Raw genomic sequence first — 19,244 nt, forward strand, 5'->3', positions numbered from 1 at the left:
GTATACGATCCGGGGCGGCCGCGCCAGGGCAGGGCTGCCGGGCCGGAAAGGAAATCCCGCCAGATGATTTCTCATACACCACCTGCGACTTTGCCCGCGTCAGCCGTCCGGCGGACGGCTGACGCGGGTCACACCACCAAATGCGGCTGCCTAACATTAGGGAATATATTTCGAATTAGTTCGTTTCGTGAATGAAACCCGGCAGCTCGTCGGGAGGTTTTAGCCGGTGCCGGCGCACACCAGGTCACCAGCGCAAACGCTCTTCGCGCAGCACTATCACGTCCAGATGACAACGAATACAAGTGCCTGTTAGCCGGCGGCGCGGCTGACGCCGCCCGCCGCAGTCAGCCCGTGTCATCGCCGGCTAGACGGGATTGGCCTCTGGCGGCTTTTTCGCGAACATCGAGCCCGCGCCGCCCCCGTCGAGGACCAGCGTCTGGCCGGTCATGTAACCGGACGCGTCCGACGCCAGGTACGCCACCGCCGCGGCGATGTCCTCGGGGTAGCCGGAGCGGCCGACGGCCAGCATGGCGCCGCGCCGCTTGACCTCCGCGTCCACGTCGAGCGCCGGGTCGAGGGACAGCATCGAGCGGCTGGTCGCGACCATCCCCGGCGCGATCGCGTTCACCGTGATCCCCCACGGCGCCACGTCGGCGGACAGCGCCCGGGTGAATCCGAGGATGCCCGCCTTCGAGGCCGAGTACGCGGTCGACATGGCCGCCGCGACCTGGCCGGCCTGGCTGGAGATGTTGATGATCCGGCCCCAGCGCTGCGCCCGCATGTGCGGCACGGCGAACCTGGACATCAGGTAGGTGCCCCGCAGGTTCACCGCGATCTGCCGGTCGAAGGCCTCGATCGGCACGTCCTCGATGTCCTGCCGGTCCAGGCCCTGCGGTGCCCCCGCGACGTTGACGAGGATGTCGAGCCGGCCCCGCCAGCCGGCCGCGGTGTCCACCATCCGCCGGGCGTCGCCGACGTCGGAGATGTCGCCGAGCTGGCTCATCGCGGTCCCGCCGGCGGCGGTGATCTCGGCCACCAGCGAGTCGAGCCCGCCCCAGCCGTCGTCCGGGGCGCCGACCACTTCCTGGCGGCGGTTCAGCACGCCGGTGGGCTGCGTGTCGGTGACCGCGACGGCCACCCCGGACGCGGCGAGCGTGTTGGCGATCGCGCGGCCCATCCCGTCGCGCTTGCCGCACCCCGTTATCAGGGCTACCCGCGTGGTCAATGCAGGTCCGCCGGATAGATGATCTCGATCGTGTCGCCCGGCATCCCGAGGGCGTTGCTCAGGATGCCGCGCATCAGGTCCTTGGGCACCAGGCAGTCCTCGCAGGCCTCGGGTGAGGCGGTGATCACGACCGACACGCGGGAGTCGTCCCCCTCGATGGCCATGTGATAGCCGTCAGCCTCGAGAGTCTGGGCGAGCGCCACGGTCCGTTCCGAATAACTCATTTGATTTTCTCTCCCACCGGTGTGGCGACGCCCGACCACTCACCGAAGATGCGCACCACCATTGAAATCCCCGCGTTCTTCGCCCCCGCCACGATGACCGGGATCTGCCGCGGCTGCGACAGGACGCGGTGGAAGTGCTCGTCGCTGACCGGCTCGGCGTCCGCGCTCGCGCCGAAACGGAGCACGTGGCCCTTGCCCGCCCGCCGCATCTCGCCGGCGGTGCGCCCGGAGTGCTCGATCAGCCAGTTCTGCACGTCCGCCTTGGACCAGCCGGCGCCGGCGAACTGCTGCGCGTGCTCCGGGCACAGCACCAGGGCGACCGGGGTCTGCGGGAAGATCTGCGGGCCGAGCCTGCCGATCGTGTCGGCGAAGTCCCGCAGCACTTCCTCGACCACCGGGGTGGCGCGGTTGTCGATGAACTCGCAGGTGCGGGTCAGCGTGGCCGACACCGCGCTGACCCCGCCGGGCTGGCCGGCGTTCGCGGCGAGCGGCTCCCACGGGGACTCTTCCTCGTTCTCCGCGATGCAGATCGACCACCGGCCCGGCACGCCCTGGGTGGCCTGCCCGAGCACGTGCTGCCTGATGCCGAACGCGTTGCGCACGATCAGGCCGACCGCCCGCGGGATCGTGGCGTTAGGCCTGAATCCGGGACCGAACGCCCCGCCCGTCGTGTTGAAGCCGAGCTCGTGCCTGATCGGCCCGTTGACCACGATCAGCGGCGCGGGTCCGCTCGTTGACTGGAAGCCGCCGCCGCGCGCGGCGCGCTCGCGCATGAGCGCGTCGAACGCGGCGAGCACCACGGGGAAGTACTCAGGCTTGCAGCCCGCCATCGCCGCGTTGACCGCGGCCAGGTAGACCGTGCAGTCACGGCCTACCTGCTCAAGCGAGCCGATGATCTCATCGGGGTCCCGCGACGTCGTGGCCAGGAACTGGTCCACGTACGGCTTGGACACCGGGACCAGCGGCAGCCCGTCCGACCAGCCCTGCTCATAGCAGTACTCGATCGCGCGCAGCGCCTCATCGGGATCGGGCGCCGCCTCGACGACGGCGGCGGCGACGGCGTCCGGCACGGGCTGCGTCATGCTTGCTTTGCTGCGGTGTCGGTGAGCAGGGCGACCACGTCGTCGAGCACCAGCGCGGCGCGCTCCTTGACCTTGTCCTGCGTGAGCACGGCGACCGGGTGCTCGGTGGTGGCGTACGGGAACCCGGGCGCGCCGCGCAGCTCCGCCATCGCCTCGGTGGTGGCGCGGAACGACGTGGTGACGATCACCGCGGTCGGCAGCCCGGCGGCCTCGAGCACGACGCCGTCGGCGGCGGCGGCCGCGCTGCACGAGCCGCAGTCGCCCACGCCGGTCACGATCACGTCGGCGTCGGCGGCCAGCTCCTTGATCACTTCCTCGGACTCGGGCACGGCGAAGTTCAGCTTGGTCCGCTCGGTCACGCTGGCGACGCCGTAGTTCTCGACGAGCAGGCGGCCGACCTCGTGGAGGAAGGGCGCGGCGTTCTGCTTGGTGTTGATCAGCAGGCCGACCCGGGCGCCCTTGAGGCTGGCGGGGCGCGCTGCCCGCGGGGCCGCCGGCTTGGCGGAGGATGTGACGGTCCCCGTGGGGTCCAGGATCGCGTTCGGCATGGTGCTCCGACCTTTCTCGCCTTTCCCGTGGCGCTCAATACTCGTGGACGATGCCGCCACGGATGTTCTTACCATCCATAAGGTCCTGATAGCCCTGATTAATTTCGTCAGGCGCGTACTGCTTGGAGCCGACGACGACTCCCGGGGCGTGCCACCCCCGCCCAGCACCGCCGCCCGGGTCCTCATATCGCCTCCGGCATGGCCTCTCGCCTAGTTTTTGTGCTAGTACACACGGCAGACGGTCACGTGGCTGTCGTGACAATAGTTTTCATATCACGCGCTTCTCGTCGCGCCAAGTGTCATATATCGTGAGCCGTGGGTCGCGAGATGCGGGTTATGACCAGGACTAAAATCCCCTGCTCACCGCTGTTGCCGGGCCCAACGAGGCGGGCGGCTGACATCAGACAGATCAACGAGGAGTCCTAGGCAGATGGCAGACATGGTGCGGGCCGTGGTCCAGACCGGCCCCCGGCAGATGGAGATGCGGGAGTATCCCCGGCCCTCGCTCGGCGGCGACACAGGCGCGCTGCTGCGGGTCGAGGCGTGCGGCATCTGCGGCAGCGACGTCGAGCAGTACAAGGGGGCCATGGGCACCCGCGGGCTGCCGATGATCCCCGGCCATGAGCCCCTAGGCGTCATCGAGGAGATCACCGACGAGACCGCCGCCCGCTGGGGCGTGCAGGCCGGGGACCGGGTCGCCGTGGAGATCCTCATCCCCTGCCGGTCCTGCGGCCGGTGCCTGGCCGGCAACTACATGAACTGCAAGAACCGGGTCGGCAGCCACGGCGGCGGCAACCCGCCCGCGCGCCATGGCCGGCTGACCGGCGGCTACGCCGAGTACATCGACCTGCACCCGAACTCGATCGTGCACCCGATGCGGGGCGACATCCCCGCCGAGATCGCCGTCATGTACAACCCGCTGGGCGCCGGCGTGCGCTGGGCGCTGCACTACGGCGGCGTGCACCTCGGCTCGACCGTGCTCGTGCTCGGCGCCGGCCAGCGCGGCCTGGCCGCGATCCTGGCCTCCCGCTACGTCGGGGCGGGCACGATCATCGCCACCGGGCTGACCCGCGACGCGAACAAGCTTGAGCTCGCGAAGGAGTTCGGGGCCGATGTCGCGATCAACGTCGAGGAGGAGAACACGGTCGAGCGGGTCCGCGAGCTGACCGGCGGCGACGGCGTCGACGTGGTGCTTGACCTCACCCCGATGGCCCACCAGCCCATCCGCGACGCCATCGACGCGGTCCGCTGGGGCGGCACGATCGTGCTCGCGGGCCTGAAGGGGCAGCAGAACATCGAGCTGGTGACCGACAAGCTGATCAACAAGGCGCTGACCGTGAAAGGCGCGTTCTCCGTGGACGCGGCCGGCTACGAGAACGCGATCAAGCTGATAGAGTCCGGCAGGTTCCCGCTGCACAAGATGCAGACGCACAAGTTCGGCCTGGACGGCGTGGAGCACGCCATCCAGCTGCTGGCCGGCGAGGTGCCCGGCGAAGACGGCATCCACGTCGCGATCATGCCGGGCCTGTGAAGGGGTTACGCACAATGCCTGTTATCGACTCGCACGCACACATCTTCCCCGCCGATTTCGGGCCCGCGCCGGCCGGGTGCGACCCGGCGACCTGGCCGTCGACTGAGCCCAACCCGGACGTCGCGGGCGGCAGGTTCCTGGTCAACGGCCCGATGCGGTTCCCGGCGAGGGCGGTCTGGTTCGACGCGGAGCAGCGGCTCGCGGCCTCGGCCGCCAGCGGCCTTGACGCCGAGCTGCTGTCACCGTTCCCCGCGATCCTGAACTACCGGGTCCCCGCCGAGGTCGGCCGCGACCTGTGCCGGGTCACCAACGAGTACATCGCCGGCCTGGTCGCCGCGTTCCCGAGCCGGTTCTACGGCCTTGGCACGGTGCCGTTGCAGGACCCGGACATGGCCGCGGCCGAGCTGACCGAGGTGCTGAAGCAAGGCCTGGCCGGCGTCGAGATCGCCTCCAACATCAACGGGAAGTCGCTGCACGAGCCGCAGTTCGACGGCTTCTGGGCCGAGGCGGAACGGCTCGGCAGCGCCGTGTTCGTGCACGGCATGCCGGTGCCCTCCGACCGGCTGCCCGGGCCGGCCGGCGCGACGTTCGGCGTCGGCGCGGAGGCGACGCTCGGCGCCGCGGCTATCATCACCGGCGGGGTCGCGGAGAAATACCCGGGGCTGCGGATCTCCTTCAGCCACGCCGGCGGCGGGTTCCCGCTCGTGCTGACCCGCGCCCAGTGGTTCTGGGGCCGCACGTGGAACGACGAGCCGCCGCTGCCCGAGGAGGAGCGGCCGGAGGCCGCGCCCTGGTTCGCGGCCCGCGGGCCGATCGAGCTCGCCCGCCGGTTCTACTACGACTCGCTCGTCTTCGACCGGCGCGCGATCAGGTACCTCGCCGACATGTTCGGCACCGACCGGCTGCTCGTCGGCTCCGACTTCCCGGCGATGACCCGGGAGCAGCCGATCGCCAAGACGCTGCGATCGATGGGGCTTTCCGACGCCGAGCTGGCCGACATCTGCTGGCATAACTGCTTCCGATTCCTCGGCGTCGAGCCGCCAAAGTTATCGTGGTAACCGTGAGTAGCCTTTCCACGTACCTCGACGAGCTGGAGGACGGTGACGCCCAGCAGCCGTGGACCTCGCCAGGCCCGGTCGCGCAGCGGCCGCCCCGGCTGCTGCTCACACTGCTCGGGGACTACTGGTGGCAGCGAACAGAACCGCTGCCCTCGGCGGCGATCGTCGCGCTGCTCGCTGAGTTCGGCGTCAGCGACTCGGCCGCCCGCGCCGCGCTCTCCCGGATGACCCGCAACGGGCTCCTGGTGACCTCGCGCAGCGGGCGGCGGACGTTCGTCCGGCTCAGCGCGCGCGCCGCCGACGTGCTCGACGACGGGGCGCGGCGCATCTTCTCGTTCGGCGCGGCCGGCGCGTCGTGGGACGGGATGTGGTCGCTTGTCGCGTTCTCGATCCCTGAGGACCACCGGTCGGCGCGCGACGAGCTGCGCAAGGCGCTGCGCTGGCTCGGCTTCGCGCCGCTGTACGACGGCCTGTGGGTGGCGCCCCGCGACCACGCGAACGGCGTGATGGCACGGCTGAAGGAGCTGGGCATCAGCACCGCGACCGCGTTCCGCGCGGTCGCGGTCCCCGGCGCAGGGATGGCTTCGGATATCGCCGCGCGCGCCTGGGACCTGGAAGGACTGCGCAAGCGGTACGAGGAGTTCATCGCGTTCGCCGGACTGCTGCGCGACCAGACCGCGGCGGGCGAGATATCGCCGATGGACGCGCTGGTCGCGCGCACCCGGGTGATGAACGAGTGGCGCGCGTTCCCGGCCATGGACCCGGACCTGCCCGGCGAGCTGCTGCCGCCCGCGTGGCCGCGCGCCGTGGCCCGCGAGCTGTTCATCGCCTGCTATGACCTGCTCGGCCCGCTCGCCGCCCGCCGCATCAGGCAGATCATCGCCAGGTACAGCCCCGAGCTGGCGTGCCGCGCCGCCTATCACAGCTCGGAGCTGACCCTGTCCGCCGCCGAGGGCTAGCTTCGGTCACGAGGGCACCTCACGGGCCACCTCGGCCGGGTCCTTGTCGTCACGCAGGCCCTGGAAGCGCGGCTGGCGAAGCTGGCCGGCGTCGGTCCACTCGGCGAAGCCGACCTGGGCGACAAGCTCGGGGCGCACCCAGTGCACGCCGACGGGCCCGGGCAGCCGCCCCTTGCCGAACGCCGGGGAGTCCCGCTCAAGTCCGGCCAGCCGCGCACCCAGGCCGCGCAGCGTCCTCGTGTCGAATCCGGTGCCGACCTTCCCCGCGTACACCAGCTCGCCGTCGGCGTCGTAGTAGCCGAGCAGCAGCGCACCGAACCCGGCACGGGACCGCCGCGGATCGGTGTAGCCGCCGATCACGAACTCCTGCCCGCCCAGGCACTTGAACTTCAGCCAGTCCCGGCTGCGCCCGGCGTGGTAGGGCGCGTCCGCGCGCTTGGCGATCAGGCCCTCCCAGCCCGCACGGCACGCCTGCGCGTAAAACGCCTCCCCGTCGCCCGTCCTGTGCTCGGTAAAGCGCAGCGGGTCGCGGAAGCGAAGGCAGCGGGCGAGGACCTCCTTCCGCTCAAGGAGCGGCAGCGGCCGGACGTCCCTGCCTTCCGCGTACAGGACGTCGAACACGTAGTAGTAGACGGGAACCTCGCGCAGCAGCGCGTCCGGCGGGTGTGCCAGGCCGAGCCGGTGCTGCAGCCGCTCGAACCGGGTCTGGTCGCCGTCGAAGGCCACGATCTCCCCGTCCACCACCAGGTCACCGTCGCGCTGGGCAGCCAGCGCGCTGGCGACTTCTGGGAACGTCGTGGTGATCTCGTTGCGGCTGCGGGTCAGCAGCTCGACCCCGGCGGAGCGGGCGAAGCCGAGGCAGCGTTCGCCGTCAAGCTTGCGCTCGAAAATCCAGGCCGGGTCGGAGAACCGGGCACTGGTCAGCGTGGCAAGCTCGGGTTCCGCCCACGACGGCGGGCCGCCGCTCACGCCGGGTGGATCGGTGTCCGGTCCTGCTGGCACCGCGCCTCACCTCCCCTGCGGGCAATACCCATATTCGCGGACAGCACCACCGCCAACGGCCACAGCGCCTGCGCCGCTCCCACGACACGCTCCGCCAGGCCGGCCTGCCCGGCGCCGGTGACCAGCTCCGCGACGAACCAGGCCAGCAGGATGAGCTGGACGGCGATGACGGCGAGGCACACGGCCCGGCGCAGGCTCCACGGCACCGCCGGACCGCGGCGCCACGCGGCCGCGGGCCACGCCGCCAGTCCCGCCAACCCAAGCGAAGCCCAGACGACATGCGGAACCGACGTGCCCACGGGGTGCTCGGGGTTGGCCGCCACCATCATGCCCGCGAGCGCGCCCGCGATCAGGATCGCCCGCCCGGCCGGCGCGGCCGGGCGCAGCGCGACCCCGGTCACGACATCGCAGACCCCGACCACGAGGAAGGCCAGGATCATCACCCACCGGTCGGTCGCGCCCGGGGCCATGAGCGCGCTGACGGTGTCCGCCACGGGGTCGAAGGACGCCGGCTGCAGCTTGGCGGCAACCGTCCACCCGCCGATCAGCAGCACCGGGGACGCGGCCGACGAGACCACGCCCCACCAAGGCACATCGCGCACGGCTACCACCCTAGAAGGGGAGTAGCACAAGTAAGCGGACGGGTCGTTTGGTGCGCGATGCATAGTGACGGTCGGCGCCGTCAGGCGGATAATGGCTGGCAAACTGCGTTATTTCCCGGGAGGGCGTGCATGAAGACACGAGCAGCGGTGCTCAGGGACGTCGGCAAGGACTTCGAGATCGTCGAGCTCGACCTCGACGAGCCGAAGGCCTTCGAGGTCCTCGTCCGGTTCGTCGCGTCGGGCCTGTGCCATTCGGACGACCACCTGCGCACCGGGGACATCCCGGTCAGGTACCCGATCGTCGGCGGCCACGAGGGCGCCGGAATCGTGGAGAAGGTGGGTCCTGGCGTCACCCGGCTGGCCGTCGGCGACCACGTGGTCACGTCGTGGCTGCCCGTCTGCGGGCACTGCCGGTTCTGCTCTCGCGGCCAGACGAACCTGTGCGACCTGGGCCGGTTCCTTGTGGACAACTCCCTGCCCGACGGCACGTACCGCTACCACGAGGGATCGACGGACTTCGGGCAGATGTGCCTGCTCGGCACGTTCTCGCAGTACGCCGTGATATCCGAGGCGTCGGCGGTGAAGGTGGAGGACGACCTGCCGCTCGACGTCGTGGTGCTGGTGGGCTGCGGTGTGCCCACCGGCTTCGGCACCGCGGTGAAGGCGGGCGAGGTGCGCCCAGGCGACACGACGATCGTGTACGGCGTCGGCGGGGTCGGCATCAACGCGGTGCAGGGCGCCGCGCACGCCGGGGCGCGGTACGTCATCGCGGTGGACCCGGTGGAGTTCAAGCGCACCACGGCGCTTTCGCTGGGCGCGACACACGCGGTGGCGTCCGCGGAGGAGGCGCACGAGCTGGCGCAGCAGCTGACGTACGGCGTCGGCGCGGACCAGTCGCTGATCACGGTGGGCGTGGTGACCGAGGAAGTCGTTTCGGCGGCGTTCGCCGCGGTCCGCAAGCGCGGCATCGTCGTCCTGACCGGCATGGGCGGGCTCGCGACGAAGACGGTGCACGTCTCAGGCTTCGAGCTGACGGCGTTCGAGAAGCGGCTGCAGGGCGCGCTGTTCGGCAGCGGCAACCCGTTCGATGACATCCCCCGGATGATCGAGCTGTACCGGGCCGGCAAGCTCAAGCTGGACGAGCTGATCACGACCAAGTACCGGCTCGACGAGGTCAACCGGGGCTACGAGGACATGATGGCGGGCCGCAACATCCGGGGCGTCATCATCCACGAGCACTGACCTTCTGTGGGTGCGGCGCCCGCGAGCGCCGCACCCACGGGTCAGCGCAGGCCTGAGGAGAGGTAATAGGCCCCGATCGCGATGATCAGGACGCCGACCAGGCGGCGGATCACAAGATCAGGCATCCGGGACTGAATACGCGCACCGGTATAACCACCGGCCAGGCCTCCCAGACCCAGGGCGATACCGGTCGGCCAGTCCGGAGCCACCGACGTGTGCTGGTGCAGGGACAAGATGGCGAACGTGATCACGCCCCCGGCCGAGGTCACGAACGTCGAGGCCAGCGCGGCCGGGGCGACCTCGGGCGGCTTGCGGCCCGACCCGAGCAGGATCGGTGCCAGGATCGCGCCGCCGCCGATCCCGTAGATCCCGCCCACGCACCCCACCAGCGCAGCCAGGACCACCAGCGCCAGAGCCGGGATCTGCCAGACCCGACGGCCAGGTTGATGGGTGCGGGCTGGCCGGGAGAGCGAAAGCCACGCGCCCAGCGGGACCAAGACCGCCGCAACCACCACGTCGAAGACGCGCGGGCCGGGAATCAGCTTCACGCGGATGAACGATCCCGCGACCACGCCAGGCAGTGTTCCGGCGATGAGCACCAAGGCCAGCCGTCCGCCGGTCTGCCCCTGCCGCCAGTAGCGGAACAGCGCCCCCGGGGTCGACACGACGTTGTACAGCAGGTTGGTGGGGGTCACCGACGGGCTCGGCGTGCCCAGCACGCTGACCTGGAACGGCAGCAGCAGCACCGCTCCCGAGATACCGGCCGGAGTCGACACCACCGAGATCGCGTACGCCGCGGCCAGGGCCACGACCTCGGTCCAGCCTGGGCCAAGCACAGAGTCACGGTAACCATGCCACGACCCGCAAAACAGCCGCTGACCAGCAATATTGCGCCGCGCAACCGTTGGCAGCACCCTGTCGCGCATCGCCTCAGCCGAGCGCGGCGACGGCGTTCGCGAGATAGTCCTCCTGCACCCAGTTGGCGGCGAAGTGCTTGTTCGGCTCCTCCATCTGGTCGTAGTACCACCAGAACATGTAGATGCCGAAGGTGAAGATCGTCGCCACGATCCGGCCGGCGTAATTGTCCGGCCGCTTCAGCTGGCCCTGCTCAGGGAAAGGCACTTGCTGGCCCAGCCGACCGTAGATCACCGACAGCTCGTACCCGGCGCCGGCTTCGGCCTGGCCGTGCTTGACGAGGTCCTGGTCGAGCAGCACGAAGCCGACGATTTCCGCGATGCCCCGCGCCAGGATGCTGAACAGCAGCCAGATCGTGGGGTCGCGGAAGTCGGCTGTCATCTGGCGCAGCACCGCCAGGTGGCCGGCGGCCCGCTGGAAGGAAGGGGTCAGTTCCTGCTGAAGGCCGTGCCGCCCGGCCTGTTCCCAGGCCACGGTGGTCGCCGCGTCCAGGAGCTCGAGCCGGCGCGCGTTGTGGTCGCGCATCCGGCTGACGAGCTGGTAGAACACGTAGAACCCGAAGATCCCGAAGGTCAGGATGGTCCAGCCGAGCGCCGACCAGTAGCCGAAGATGTAGTCGGTCTGGCTCCGCCGCCACGCCGCGAGGCGGACGCGCTCGGCGGCGGGCGGCGGCGGCAGGCCAGGCATCTGCTGCGGGCCCGGCATCGTCCCTGGCCCCGGATAATACTGCGGCTGCGCGGCCGCTGGCGCCTGCCACGGCGGCGGCGCCTGCCAGGGTGGGGGTTGGTCGCTCATGAGTGCTCCTTCCACGGTCGCTGTCATCATCCACGAGCACTGACCGCTGTTACCAGTCCCTCCAGCCAGCATTGTGATCAGCCGCCTCCCGGACGTCCGGGTCGCCTGAGCCGCGCTCCGGCCGACGGCGGATGAATGTTGCATCGAGCCGGTTATAGGCGGCTGAATGTGACATTCAGTCGGCCGCCTGCGGCGGGGCAGCGCTAGCCGAGGAGGTCGCTGGCGCGGGCGGCGGCGTGCAGGAAGACCGGGTCGGGGATTTCCTCGTGCAGCCGCAGGCAGGCCTCGGTCAGCTTGATCGCGTGCTCGTCGCCCGTGGCGACGGCCCGGTCGGTGACCGCGTCCGGGTCCGCAGGCACCCCTGCTGGCAGTGCCTGCGGCACCACTCCCCCTGCGTACACCGCGTGCAGCGCGGCGCAGACCTGCCACAGCGCGTCGTAGGTGGGGCGGGCGACCGCGCCCGGCAGCAGCCGCGGCCACCAGCGGGCGAGCACGTCGCGCCAGGGCTGCTGCGCCAGCTGGTCGCGGAGGTAGGCCTCCCAGTCGCCAACCCGGCTGGGCACGCCGAGCGCGTCCCGCCAGGTCTGGCCGGTGATCCGGTCCGTCCCGCGCGGCGCGGCGTCCAGCCGCCGCAGGTACCCGTCGAGCCAGGGCTCCACCGCCTCGGCGCGGCCGAGGCGGACCAGCGCCTCCGCCGCCATCGGCGCGTGGCTGGACAGGCCGCCGCCGAACTCAGGGCCGGTCCTGGCGATCCTGGTCAGCCCCTCGTCCAGGACGTCCGCGCCGGGTGCAGCCATCGCTCGCCTCCTGACGACAAGCCGTCACGACAAGCATCGCACCGCCGTACCATGGCCTGGATGCGGGCCATTGACTTCCACGTGCACCTGCCGACTCCGGACTGGCTGGACGGCAGCATGGCGGGTTACGTCGAGGCGGCGCAGGCCTACTTCCGCTCGACCGTGCAGCGGCAGTCGCTCGGCGAGCTCGCCGACAAGTACCGCGCGCTTGAGGTGATGGCCGTGCTGCTCGCCTGGGACGCCGAGACCGCCACCGGCCGGCCCCGGGTGCCGAACGAGACCGTCGCCGCCGCCTGCGAGCGGTACCCGGACGCGTTCACCGGGATCGGTTCGGTCGACCCGCACAAAGGGGAGGCCGCGGTCGCCGAGGTGGCGCGGATCGCCGCGCTCGGGCTGCGCGGGGTCAAGTTCCACCCGTCGCTGCAGGCCTTCGCCCCCGATGACGAGCGGTTCTGGCCGGTGTTCGCCGCCTGCGAGGAGCACGGCCTGCTCGCGCTGTTCCACACGGGGACTAGCGGGATCGGCGCCCGCCAGCCCGGCGGGCAGGGCATCAGGATCGACTACTCCCATCCGCTCAAGCTCGACGCGGTGGCGGCGGCGCACCCGCGGCTGACCGTGGTGGCCGCGCATTTCGGCTGGCCATGGCACATGGACCTGATCGCGGTGGCGCTGCACAAGACCAACGTCTACGTTGACATCTCCGGCTGGTCGCCGAAGCGCATCCCTGCCGACGTCGTCCGCGAGCTCAAGGGACGGCTGTCCGGGCAGTTCGTGTGGGGCAGCGACTTCCCGTTCCTCACCCCGGAACGCTGCCTGGCCGAACTCGACGAGCTCGGCCTGGCCAGCGGCGCGCTGCTGCATGACAACGCCGCCCGCATCCTCGGGCTGCCGGCGAACCGGGCATGAGGCGCGGTCAGTTCGGGCTGTACGGCTCGTGGCGCAAGTCCGGCGCCGGCCGCGAGGTGGTGGCGCGCAGCATGCCGGTCTCCCTGACCAGCAGTGAGCGCTCGGCTCGCAGCCGGGTCGCGGCGTCCGGCGCGGCGAGCAGCGACTGCCGCTCGGGCAGGTCGATGATCACCGCGGCGGCGACGACGTAGGAGAGCAGCAGCGGGTCATCCGGGAGGTCGGCCACGCTGATCACTCCCCCGCCCCGGTCGGCGAGCGCGTTCAGGTAGCGGCGGAACGCGGTCTGCACCCGCTGCGTCGCCAGCTGCGCCGCCGCCGGGTCGCCCGTTTCGTCGGGGAGCGGCTCGATCTCGCCCTGCAGGTACGGGAGCGACCGGTCCACCCGCAGCAGCCGGAACCGCTGCCGGCCGACGGTCGCCAGGTCGAACCGGCCATCCTCGCGCGGCTTGGCCTGCCGCACGGCCGCCACGCAGCCGACTTCGTAGAGCGCGGTCACCCCGTCTTCGCCGGTCTCCCGCCCCTTGCGGATCGCGACCACCCCGAACTGCCTCGGTTCCGGCTGGTCGAGCAGGTGGCGCACGAGCTGCAGGTAGCGCTGCTCGAAGATGTGCAACGGCAGGCGCATCCCGGGAAACAGCACCGTACTCAGCGGGAACAGCGGCAGCATCGCACTCATAGTTGTCGACATTATTCGGCATGGGCCGCCGGGGTGAGAAGCGCCGCGGCCGGTAATTTCGTTGCCGCGCCGCCGCGCGGTCCCTAACCTCGGTGGCCATGATCCGCGTACCGGTCGCGCGCTTGCGGGACCACATCGGGCAAACCGTCACGATCGCGGGCTGGGCCGCCACCCTGCGCCTGCAGCGCGCCATGCAGTTCGTGCTCGTGCGGGATCACAGCGGCACCGTGCAGGTGACGCACCGGCGCGACGGAACCGCCCTCGATGCAGAACTCGACGGGCTCACCCCGGAATCGGCCGTCCGCGTCACCGGCCGGGTGAGCGACAACCCGGTGGTGAACCTGGGCGGCCTTGAGCTGATCCCTGAGCGGGTCACCGTCGAGAACCGTGCCGCCACGCCGCTGCCTGTCGACGACAGGACCGGGCCTGAGGGACGGCTGGACTGGCGCTTCCTCGACGTCCGCCACCGCCCCGCCGCGCGGCTCGTGTTCGAAGTGCAGACCACCGCCGAGCGGGCGATGCGCGAGTTCGCCTACGCGGCCGGCTGCACCGAGATGCACACGCCCAAGCTCATGGGCAGCGCGTCGGAGTCCGGGGCCGAGGTGTTCGAGGTCGGCTACTTCGGCCGCCGCGCCTACCTGGCGCAGTCACCGCAGTTCTATAAGCAGATGGCGATCGCGGCCGGCATCGACCGCGTCTTCGAGGTCGGCCCGGTGTTCCGCGCCGAGCCGTCGTTCACCGCCCGGCACGCCACGGAGTTCACCGGCGTGGACGTCGAACTGGCCTGGATCGCCGACGTCGAGGACGTGATGGATTTCGAGGAGCGGATGCTCGCGCACGTGCTCGCCGCGGTCGCCGCCGGGCACGGCGAGCAGATCAGCGAGCTGTGCGGGACGCGGGTGACGGTGCCGGCCGTGCCGTTCCCGCGGATCACGATGGCGCAGGCGCACGAGATCCTCGGCGCGCCCGGCGCCCGGGCGGACCTGGACCCGGCCGGAGAGCGCGCCGTGGCGGCGCGGGTCACGGAGCGCACCGGGCACGAGTTCGTCTTCGTCACCGGGTACCCGGCGAGCGTCCGGCCCTTCTACCACATGCGCCCGGCCGGCGAACCGGACCTGACGTGCGGCTTCGACCTGCTGTTTCGGGGCCTGGAGATCACCACGGGCGCGCAGCGCGAGCACCGCTACGACGTCCTGGTCAGGCAGGCCGCGGAGAAAGGGGTGGGCACAGGGCCGATGCGGGACTACCTGAACTGCTTCAGGTACGGCTGCCCGCCGCACGGCGGCCTGGGCCTGGGCCTTGGCAGGCTGCTGATGGCGCTGCTCGGGCTTGACTCCATTCGGGAGGCGACGTTCCTGTTCCGCGGGCCGAACCGGCTGACGCCTTAGCCGGGTGCGCAGCCCGTGGGCCGGGACAGACGGCCGGGATCGTTCGGGATGATGGTCCTTGGCGGGGGCTGGGGCGCGAACTAGGCTCGCAGGCAGTTGACCCCGGAGCGCGATATGAGCATGAGATGGCAGATCAGCCGGGATCGCGCGGCGGAGCTGGCGGGGCTGGCGGCGCCGCTGGCGCTGACGGCCGTCCTTGTGCCGTTTCGCGCGAGCTTCCCCAACACCGACGCGGCGCTTGCCCTCGTGCTGGTGATCGTCGCGGTCGCGGCGACCGGCAACCGGCTGGCCGGGTTCCTCGCCGCGGTGTCGGCGGCGGTGTGGTTCGACTTCTTCCTCACGATGCCGTACGAGCGGTTCACCATCACCAGGCACACCGACATCGAGACCACCGTCTTGATCCTCGCGGTGGGCGCGGCGGTGACCGAGATCGCGGTGCGCGAACGCCGCTACCACGCGGCCGCCGCCCGCCGGGCCGGTTACCTGGACGGGATCAACGCGGCCGCCCGCGCGGTGGCCACCGGCGGCGAGCCGAGGGCGCTCATCGACCAGGTGTGCGGCCAGCTGACCCGGCTGCTGTCGCTGTCGGCCTGCCGGTATCAGGACGGCCTCGCCGGGATCGGCAGCCCGCCGCGGCTGCTGCGCGACGGCCGGGTGGCGTTCGGCGACGCGATCTGGGACGCCGACCACGAGGGGCTGCCGATGAGCACCGGCACCGAGCTTCTCGTCGAGGCGGGCGGCCTGCTGCAGGGCCGGTTCCTGCTCACTCCCGGCCGGGGCGCGCATCCCACGCGGGAGCAGCGCCTCGTCGCGGTGGCCCTGGCGGACCAGGTCGGCGCCGCGCTGGCCGGGCGCCGGATGGCGGGCCACCGGTAGGGCCCGGCGGCAGGGGTTCAGCCGGCGCCTGGCGCCGCGTCCGGCCGCGCGTCCTGATGTGCGTCCGCGCTGGCGGACATCGCCCGGGCGTGCAGCGCGAGCAGCGCGTCGTAGCGGGCGGTGACGTCGGCCTGGTCGGCCGCCTCGGGGACCGTGCGCAGGTTCACCCGCTGGATCATGGCCGCCTGGTCGAGCAGGACCTGCCAGCGGCCTGCTGGCGCCACCGCCATGATCTTGTAGAGCGCGTCCAGCTGCCTGATCAGCACCGCCGGCATGCCGCCGGCCGCCTGGCGGATCTTCTCGAAGGACCGCTGCACCAGCCGTTCGTAGCTGACCGGGGCGGTGATCAGGCGGATCTCGCCACGCCGGTCGCGGTGGAACACCGGCGGGTACCACGTCACGGCGATCGTGCACAAGCTGTCCCCGAGCCAGTCGATGCACGTCATCGCCGTGAAAGTGTCGTTGACCGCGGGCGAAAGCGCGCGGATGGCGATCTCGGCCAGCTGGTCGAAGCCGAAGGCGATGTCCTGGCTGAGCGTGCGCAGCGGCCCGGTGATGTGCACGCGCTCCAGCCGGCGGCCGATCTTGTCCGCCACCTCGGGGGGCCACACGGTGGCCATCGGGTGCCCGTGCGTCAGGTAGTGCCCGGGGCGGTAGTGCAGCCGGATGACGGCGTCGTATTCGGCCGCTATCCGCACCAGCGTGGCGTGCCGGACGAAGCGCAGGTAACCGCCGACAGGAGCGGTGACGACCTTGCCTGCCCGGTCGAGCCGGGCCCGCAGGACGTCAAGCGCGGGGCCGTTGACGAGGCCGGCGTCCCCGGCGGCCCCGGCGGTCTCGGCGTACCTGGCGGGCCCGGCGGTCTCGGCCTTGAGCGCGCCGGCCAGGTCGCGGGCGATGCTGGCGATGACCTCGGGCAGCTGGATGGAGGTCGCGACGTGGTGGATGAAGTAGATGAGCACGCCAAGGTCGATCGCGGTGAGCGCGAGCGCCACGGTCACCGACAGGTGCGGCACGAACGTGGTGCCGATCGAGATGAGCACGAGCACCGCGTAGAAGAACGTCGCGACGAACGTCCCGAGCGTCAGCTGCGTGCCCCGGTCCCTGATGAACGTGCGCAGCATCCGCGGACCGAACTGGGTCGAGGCGAGCGTCAGCGTCACCAGGATGATCGAGAACACGACGCCGACGACCGTGATGATCGCCGCGGCGAGCGCCGCGAGGATCTGCCGTGCGGCGTCGGGTGAGCCGCTGATCACCCAGGACGGCAGGCTGATCTCGCCGTGGAGGGCGGCCCGGTCGATGCTCAGCGTCACGACGAACAGCACGACCGCCGCCACGCTCTCGACCGCCGGGATCAGCCACAGGTTCGTGCGGAGCGTCTCCTCACGCCAGTCCGACTCGGCGAGGAACTGCCTGAGCCCCATGGTCATTGCCTGCCTAGTCCCGGTCGAAGCTGTGCCGACCAGACTTCCCGGCTCACCTGCAGGCAAGGATATCCGGCCAGAGGTCCCAGGTGTTGACGCGGCCCCGGCCGTTCGGCCTACGATGCCGGCTGGCGCGGTAGCGTCGAGGCCTGTGGCCTGTGAAGTGCGCACCGAGCGAGCCAGCGCGTGTTAGCGTCCCTGATGGCGGATTACTGGCTTGCGTGGACTAGACCCCGCATCGGCACGCGGCTGCCGCCCGGAGTGGCTTACAGCGAGGAGGGGTTTTATGCGCCTGCGGAAGAGGACCGCGTTCGTCGCCAGCGCCAGCGCCCTAGTCGCCGGGCTCGGCGCACTGGCGGCCCTGAGCGTGCCGACCGCCGCGCAGCCGCCTGCCGCGCAGTTGACTGCCGCAGCGCCGGCGGCGCCACGGCAGGCGACGGTCGTCATCAAGCCAGGGGTGGTGCGCATGGGGGACGCCGCCGGGCAGCCGCAGACGACGGCACAGTGCGAGAAGGCTTATCACATCGCGTGCTACGAGCCGGCGCAGATCCAGCAGGCCTACAACCTGCCGCCGCTGTACGACAAGGGGATAGACGGCGCGGGCACGACGATCGTGATCGTCGATTCGTTCGGGTCGCCGACGATCGCGCATGATCTGGGGGTCTTTGACAAGCAGTTCGGCTTGCCGGCCCCGCCATCGCTCCGGATCATCACGCCGGCCGGCGCGGTCCCGCGCTACAACCCGAAAAACAGCGACATGGTCGGCTGGGCCGGGGAAACCACGCTGGACGTTGAGTACGCCCACACGATCGCCCCGGACGCCAGCATCCTGCTCGTCGAGACTCCGGTGTCGGAGACCGAGGGCGTGACCGGCTTCCCGCAGATCGTGAAGGCGGAAGAGTACGTGATCAACCACAAGCTCGGCGACGTGATCAGCCAGAGCTTCAGCGCGACCGAGGAGACATTCCCGTCGAAGGCGTCCCTCATGGCCCTGCGCGGCGCGTACACCGACGCGTACAGCCACCACGTGACCGTTCTCGCGGCCGCTGGCGACAGCGGCGTGGCGGACGTTGGTCTCAACGAGACGACGTACTACCTGTACCCCGTCACGTCCTGGCCGGACAGCGATCCGCTCGTGACCGGCGTGGGCGGCACCCAGCTGCACCTGAACGCGAAGGGTGAGCACACCTCGCCGGACACCGTCTGGAACGACACCTACAACGTGCCGACCCAGCGCCTCATCTTCGGCAACAAGGGGCCAAACCCGCTGGCAGGCGGCGGCGGGAAGTCCATCTTCTTCACCCGCCCGGCGTACCAGGACAGCGTTAGCAGCGTCGTGGGGAGCAGGCGCGGTGTGCCTGACATCTCGATGAGCGCGGCCTGCAACGGGTCCGTCGACACGTACCAGAGTTTCGGCGGGCAGAAGGCGGGCTGGTACCCGGTGTGCGGCACGAGCGAGGCCACCCCGCTCTTCGCGGGGATCGTGGCACTCGCGGACCAGTTCGCGGGTCATCCGCTCGGGCTGATCAACCCGGCCCTGTACGAGATGTCGGCGCGGCAGCTCCCCGGAATCGTGGACGTTACCTCGGGAAACAACACGGTCTCGTTCACGCAGAACCACCACCTGTACACGATCCATGGTTTCACCGCCCGGCACGGTTACAGCCTGGCGGCGGGGCTCGGCACGGTAAACGGGGCGTTGTTCGTCCCCGAACTAGCGTCCCTCGCCGGCTAACGCCGCTAATGACCGGAAGCAGCGGGGCGATCGTGCGGCGCCTGGCGCAGCCGTGCCAGACGCCCGCGCTGTAGGCGGCGTCGTCGAGCAGCCTGGCCGCCACGTAGCGGGCGGGGTCGAGCGGCGGGCGGCGGGCGGCCCAGTCGAGCAGCGGCGGGGCGAGGATCAGCGCGGCCACCGGGACCCGCAGCCTCGGCAGGGCGATCGCCGCCGGGATGGCCAGCGGCCACCAGGTGCGCGACAGCGCGCTGCCCAG

At 70.9% G+C, this 19,244-nt stretch carries 19 protein-coding genes and 1 pseudogene; 8 read left to right on the plus strand and 12 right to left on the minus strand.

Features of this window, described 5'->3' with window-relative positions; all coding sequences use genetic code 11:
* Positions 1–364: 364 nt before the first annotated feature.
* From Q1N79_RS00665 to Q1N79_RS00680, 4 genes are read right to left on the minus strand one after another with little or no spacing between them, the layout of a single operon-like run.
* Positions 365–1,225 (minus strand): SDR family oxidoreductase, encoded by an 861-nt coding sequence (locus tag Q1N79_RS00665; RefSeq protein WP_300602804.1) that lies wholly within the window; start codon positions 1,223–1,225, stop codon positions 365–367.
* Complete coding sequence (locus tag Q1N79_RS00670) at positions 1,222–1,449, minus strand: hypothetical protein (RefSeq protein WP_300602807.1); 228 nt, start codon at positions 1,447–1,449, stop codon at positions 1,222–1,224. The genes Q1N79_RS00665 and Q1N79_RS00670 overlap by 4 nt, the downstream gene beginning before the upstream one ends.
* Positions 1,446–2,531 (minus strand): hypothetical protein, encoded by a 1,086-nt coding sequence (locus tag Q1N79_RS00675; protein ID WP_300602809.1) that lies wholly within the window; start codon positions 2,529–2,531, stop codon positions 1,446–1,448. The genes Q1N79_RS00670 and Q1N79_RS00675 overlap by 4 nt, the downstream gene beginning before the upstream one ends.
* Positions 2,528–3,079 carry a UGSC family (seleno)protein gene (locus tag Q1N79_RS00680; RefSeq protein WP_300602812.1) on the minus strand — a complete coding sequence of 184 codons (552 nt, stop codon included), beginning with the start codon at positions 3,077–3,079 and terminating at the stop codon, positions 2,528–2,530. The genes Q1N79_RS00675 and Q1N79_RS00680 overlap by 4 nt, the downstream gene beginning before the upstream one ends.
* A 430-nt stretch (positions 3,080–3,509) precedes the next feature.
* Between Q1N79_RS00680 and Q1N79_RS00685 the strand changes: the two genes are divergently transcribed.
* Genes Q1N79_RS00685 through Q1N79_RS00695 form a run of 3 tightly spaced genes read left to right on the plus strand, consistent with a single transcriptional unit; the run spans position 3,510 to position 6,627 of the window.
* Positions 3,510–4,610, plus strand: a complete 1,101-nt coding sequence (locus tag Q1N79_RS00685; RefSeq protein WP_300602815.1) for a zinc-binding dehydrogenase — start codon at positions 3,510–3,512, stop codon at positions 4,608–4,610.
* Positions 4,611–4,624: 14 nt separating this feature from the next.
* Positions 4,625–5,668 (plus strand): amidohydrolase family protein, encoded by a 1,044-nt coding sequence (locus Q1N79_RS00690; protein WP_300602818.1) that lies wholly within the window; start codon positions 4,625–4,627, stop codon positions 5,666–5,668.
* 2 nt (positions 5,669–5,670) lie between these two features.
* Positions 5,671–6,627: a PaaX family transcriptional regulator C-terminal domain-containing protein gene (locus tag Q1N79_RS00695; RefSeq protein WP_300602821.1), complete on the plus strand. Its 957-nt coding sequence runs from the start codon at positions 5,671–5,673 to the stop codon at positions 6,625–6,627.
* 6 nt (positions 6,628–6,633) lie between these two features.
* Here the strand turns inward: Q1N79_RS00695 and ligD are convergent, their stop codons facing one another.
* Both ligD and Q1N79_RS00705 read right to left on the minus strand, forming a co-directional pair.
* The gene (gene ligD, locus Q1N79_RS00700; protein WP_300602823.1) at positions 6,634–7,629 is read right to left on the minus strand and encodes a non-homologous end-joining DNA ligase; all 996 of its coding nucleotides are present in this window, start codon (positions 7,627–7,629) and stop codon (positions 6,634–6,636) included.
* Positions 7,593–8,231 (minus strand): DUF998 domain-containing protein, encoded by a 639-nt coding sequence (locus Q1N79_RS00705; RefSeq protein WP_300602826.1) that lies wholly within the window; start codon positions 8,229–8,231, stop codon positions 7,593–7,595. Before Q1N79_RS00705 ends, ligD begins: the two co-directional genes overlap by 37 nt.
* 129 nt (positions 8,232–8,360) lie before the next feature.
* On the opposite strand from Q1N79_RS00705, the gene Q1N79_RS00710 reads away from it, so the two are divergent.
* Positions 8,361–9,473: an NDMA-dependent alcohol dehydrogenase gene (locus Q1N79_RS00710; protein WP_300602830.1), complete on the plus strand. Its 1,113-nt coding sequence runs from the start codon at positions 8,361–8,363 to the stop codon at positions 9,471–9,473.
* A gap of 41 nt (positions 9,474–9,514) precedes the next feature.
* Here Q1N79_RS00710 and Q1N79_RS00715 read toward each other — a convergent pair whose 3' ends face one another.
* From Q1N79_RS00715 to Q1N79_RS00725, 3 genes are all read right to left on the minus strand, one after another.
* The gene (locus Q1N79_RS00715; RefSeq protein WP_300602833.1) at positions 9,515–10,309 is read right to left on the minus strand and encodes a sulfite exporter TauE/SafE family protein; all 795 of its coding nucleotides are present in this window, start codon (positions 10,307–10,309) and stop codon (positions 9,515–9,517) included.
* A 94-nt stretch (positions 10,310–10,403) separates the two neighbouring features.
* Positions 10,404–11,183, minus strand: a complete 780-nt coding sequence (locus Q1N79_RS00720; protein WP_300602834.1) for a hypothetical protein — start codon at positions 11,181–11,183, stop codon at positions 10,404–10,406.
* 203 nt (positions 11,184–11,386) lie between these two features.
* On the minus strand, positions 11,387–11,980 hold the full coding sequence (locus tag Q1N79_RS00725) for a hypothetical protein (protein ID WP_300602837.1): 594 nt from the start codon (positions 11,978–11,980) through the stop codon (positions 11,387–11,389).
* A 60-nt stretch (positions 11,981–12,040) separates the two neighbouring features.
* Here Q1N79_RS00725 and Q1N79_RS00730 point away from each other — a divergent pair, with 60 nt between their 5' ends.
* Entirely contained in the window at positions 12,041–12,886 is an 846-nt protein-coding gene (locus Q1N79_RS00730; RefSeq protein ID WP_300602839.1) for an amidohydrolase family protein, read from the plus strand.
* Positions 12,887–12,893: 7 nt separating this feature from the next.
* Here the strand turns inward: Q1N79_RS00730 and Q1N79_RS00735 are convergent, their stop codons facing one another.
* Positions 12,894–13,562, minus strand: a complete 669-nt coding sequence (locus tag Q1N79_RS00735) for an LON peptidase substrate-binding domain-containing protein (RefSeq protein WP_300602842.1) — start codon at positions 13,560–13,562, stop codon at positions 12,894–12,896.
* A gap of 98 nt (positions 13,563–13,660) precedes the next feature.
* Here Q1N79_RS00735 and aspS point away from each other — a divergent pair, with 98 nt between their 5' ends.
* Both aspS and Q1N79_RS00745 read left to right on the plus strand, forming a co-directional pair.
* Positions 13,661–14,950, plus strand: a complete 1,290-nt coding sequence (gene aspS, locus Q1N79_RS00740) for an aspartate--tRNA(Asn) ligase (protein ID WP_300602845.1) — start codon at positions 13,661–13,663, stop codon at positions 14,948–14,950.
* Positions 14,951–15,064: 114 nt separating this feature from the next.
* Positions 15,065–15,826: a DUF4118 domain-containing protein gene (locus Q1N79_RS00745; protein WP_300602847.1), complete on the plus strand. Its 762-nt coding sequence runs from the start codon at positions 15,065–15,067 to the stop codon at positions 15,824–15,826.
* 17 nt (positions 15,827–15,843) lie between these two features.
* Here the strand turns inward: Q1N79_RS00745 and Q1N79_RS00750 are convergent, their stop codons facing one another.
* Positions 15,844–17,259 (minus strand): DUF2254 domain-containing protein, encoded by a 1,416-nt coding sequence (locus Q1N79_RS00750; RefSeq protein WP_300602850.1) that lies wholly within the window; start codon positions 17,257–17,259, stop codon positions 15,844–15,846.
* Positions 17,260–17,539: 280 nt separating this feature from the next.
* Between Q1N79_RS00750 and Q1N79_RS00755 the strand changes: the two genes are divergently transcribed.
* Positions 17,540–18,988, plus strand: a complete 1,449-nt coding sequence (locus tag Q1N79_RS00755) for a S53 family peptidase (RefSeq protein WP_300602852.1) — start codon at positions 17,540–17,542, stop codon at positions 18,986–18,988.
* Here the strand turns inward: Q1N79_RS00755 and Q1N79_RS00760 are convergent.
* Positions 18,897–19,244 (minus strand): annotated as a pseudogene (locus tag Q1N79_RS00760) (hypothetical protein); the annotation flags it as partial. The gene Q1N79_RS00755 and the pseudogene Q1N79_RS00760 overlap by 92 nt on opposite strands.

Source organism: Trebonia sp. (assembly GCF_030042015.1).
Taxonomy (GTDB): Bacteria; Actinomycetota; Actinomycetes; order Streptosporangiales; family Streptosporangiaceae; genus Trebonia.

What these genes read in the sequence shown, in the direction of transcription:
- Q1N79_RS00735 (WP_300602842.1), bottom strand. Translation starts at nt 13,562, where the DNA reads ATGAGTGCGATGCTGCCGCTGTTCCCGCTGAGTACGGTGCTGTTTCCC.
- Q1N79_RS00710 (WP_300602830.1), top strand. Translation starts at nt 8,361, where the DNA reads ATGAAGACACGAGCAGCGGTGCTCAGGGACGTCGGCAAGGACTTCGAG.
- Q1N79_RS00725 (WP_300602837.1), bottom strand. Translation starts at nt 11,980, where the DNA reads ATGGCTGCACCCGGCGCGGACGTCCTGGACGAGGGGCTGACCAGGATC.
- Q1N79_RS00675 (WP_300602809.1), bottom strand. Translation starts at nt 2,531, where the DNA reads ATGACGCAGCCCGTGCCGGACGCCGTCGCCGCCGCCGTCGTCGAGGCG.
- Q1N79_RS00690 (WP_300602818.1), top strand. Translation starts at nt 4,625, where the DNA reads ATGCCTGTTATCGACTCGCACGCACACATCTTCCCCGCCGATTTCGGG.
- Q1N79_RS00755 (WP_300602852.1), top strand. Translation starts at nt 17,540, where the DNA reads ATGCGCCTGCGGAAGAGGACCGCGTTCGTCGCCAGCGCCAGCGCCCTA.
- Q1N79_RS00685 (WP_300602815.1), top strand. Translation starts at nt 3,510, where the DNA reads ATGGCAGACATGGTGCGGGCCGTGGTCCAGACCGGCCCCCGGCAGATG.
- Q1N79_RS00670 (WP_300602807.1), bottom strand. Translation starts at nt 1,449, where the DNA reads ATGAGTTATTCGGAACGGACCGTGGCGCTCGCCCAGACTCTCGAGGCT.
- Q1N79_RS00680 (WP_300602812.1), bottom strand. Translation starts at nt 3,079, where the DNA reads ATGCCGAACGCGATCCTGGACCCCACGGGGACCGTCACATCCTCCGCC.
- Q1N79_RS00745 (WP_300602847.1), top strand. Translation starts at nt 15,065, where the DNA reads ATGAGCATGAGATGGCAGATCAGCCGGGATCGCGCGGCGGAGCTGGCG.
- Q1N79_RS00750 (WP_300602850.1), bottom strand. Translation starts at nt 17,259, where the DNA reads ATGACCATGGGGCTCAGGCAGTTCCTCGCCGAGTCGGACTGGCGTGAG.
- Q1N79_RS00720 (WP_300602834.1), bottom strand. Translation starts at nt 11,183, where the DNA reads ATGAGCGACCAACCCCCACCCTGGCAGGCGCCGCCGCCGTGGCAGGCG.
- Q1N79_RS00730 (WP_300602839.1), top strand. Translation starts at nt 12,041, where the DNA reads ATGCGGGCCATTGACTTCCACGTGCACCTGCCGACTCCGGACTGGCTG.
- aspS (WP_300602845.1), top strand. Translation starts at nt 13,661, where the DNA reads ATGATCCGCGTACCGGTCGCGCGCTTGCGGGACCACATCGGGCAAACC.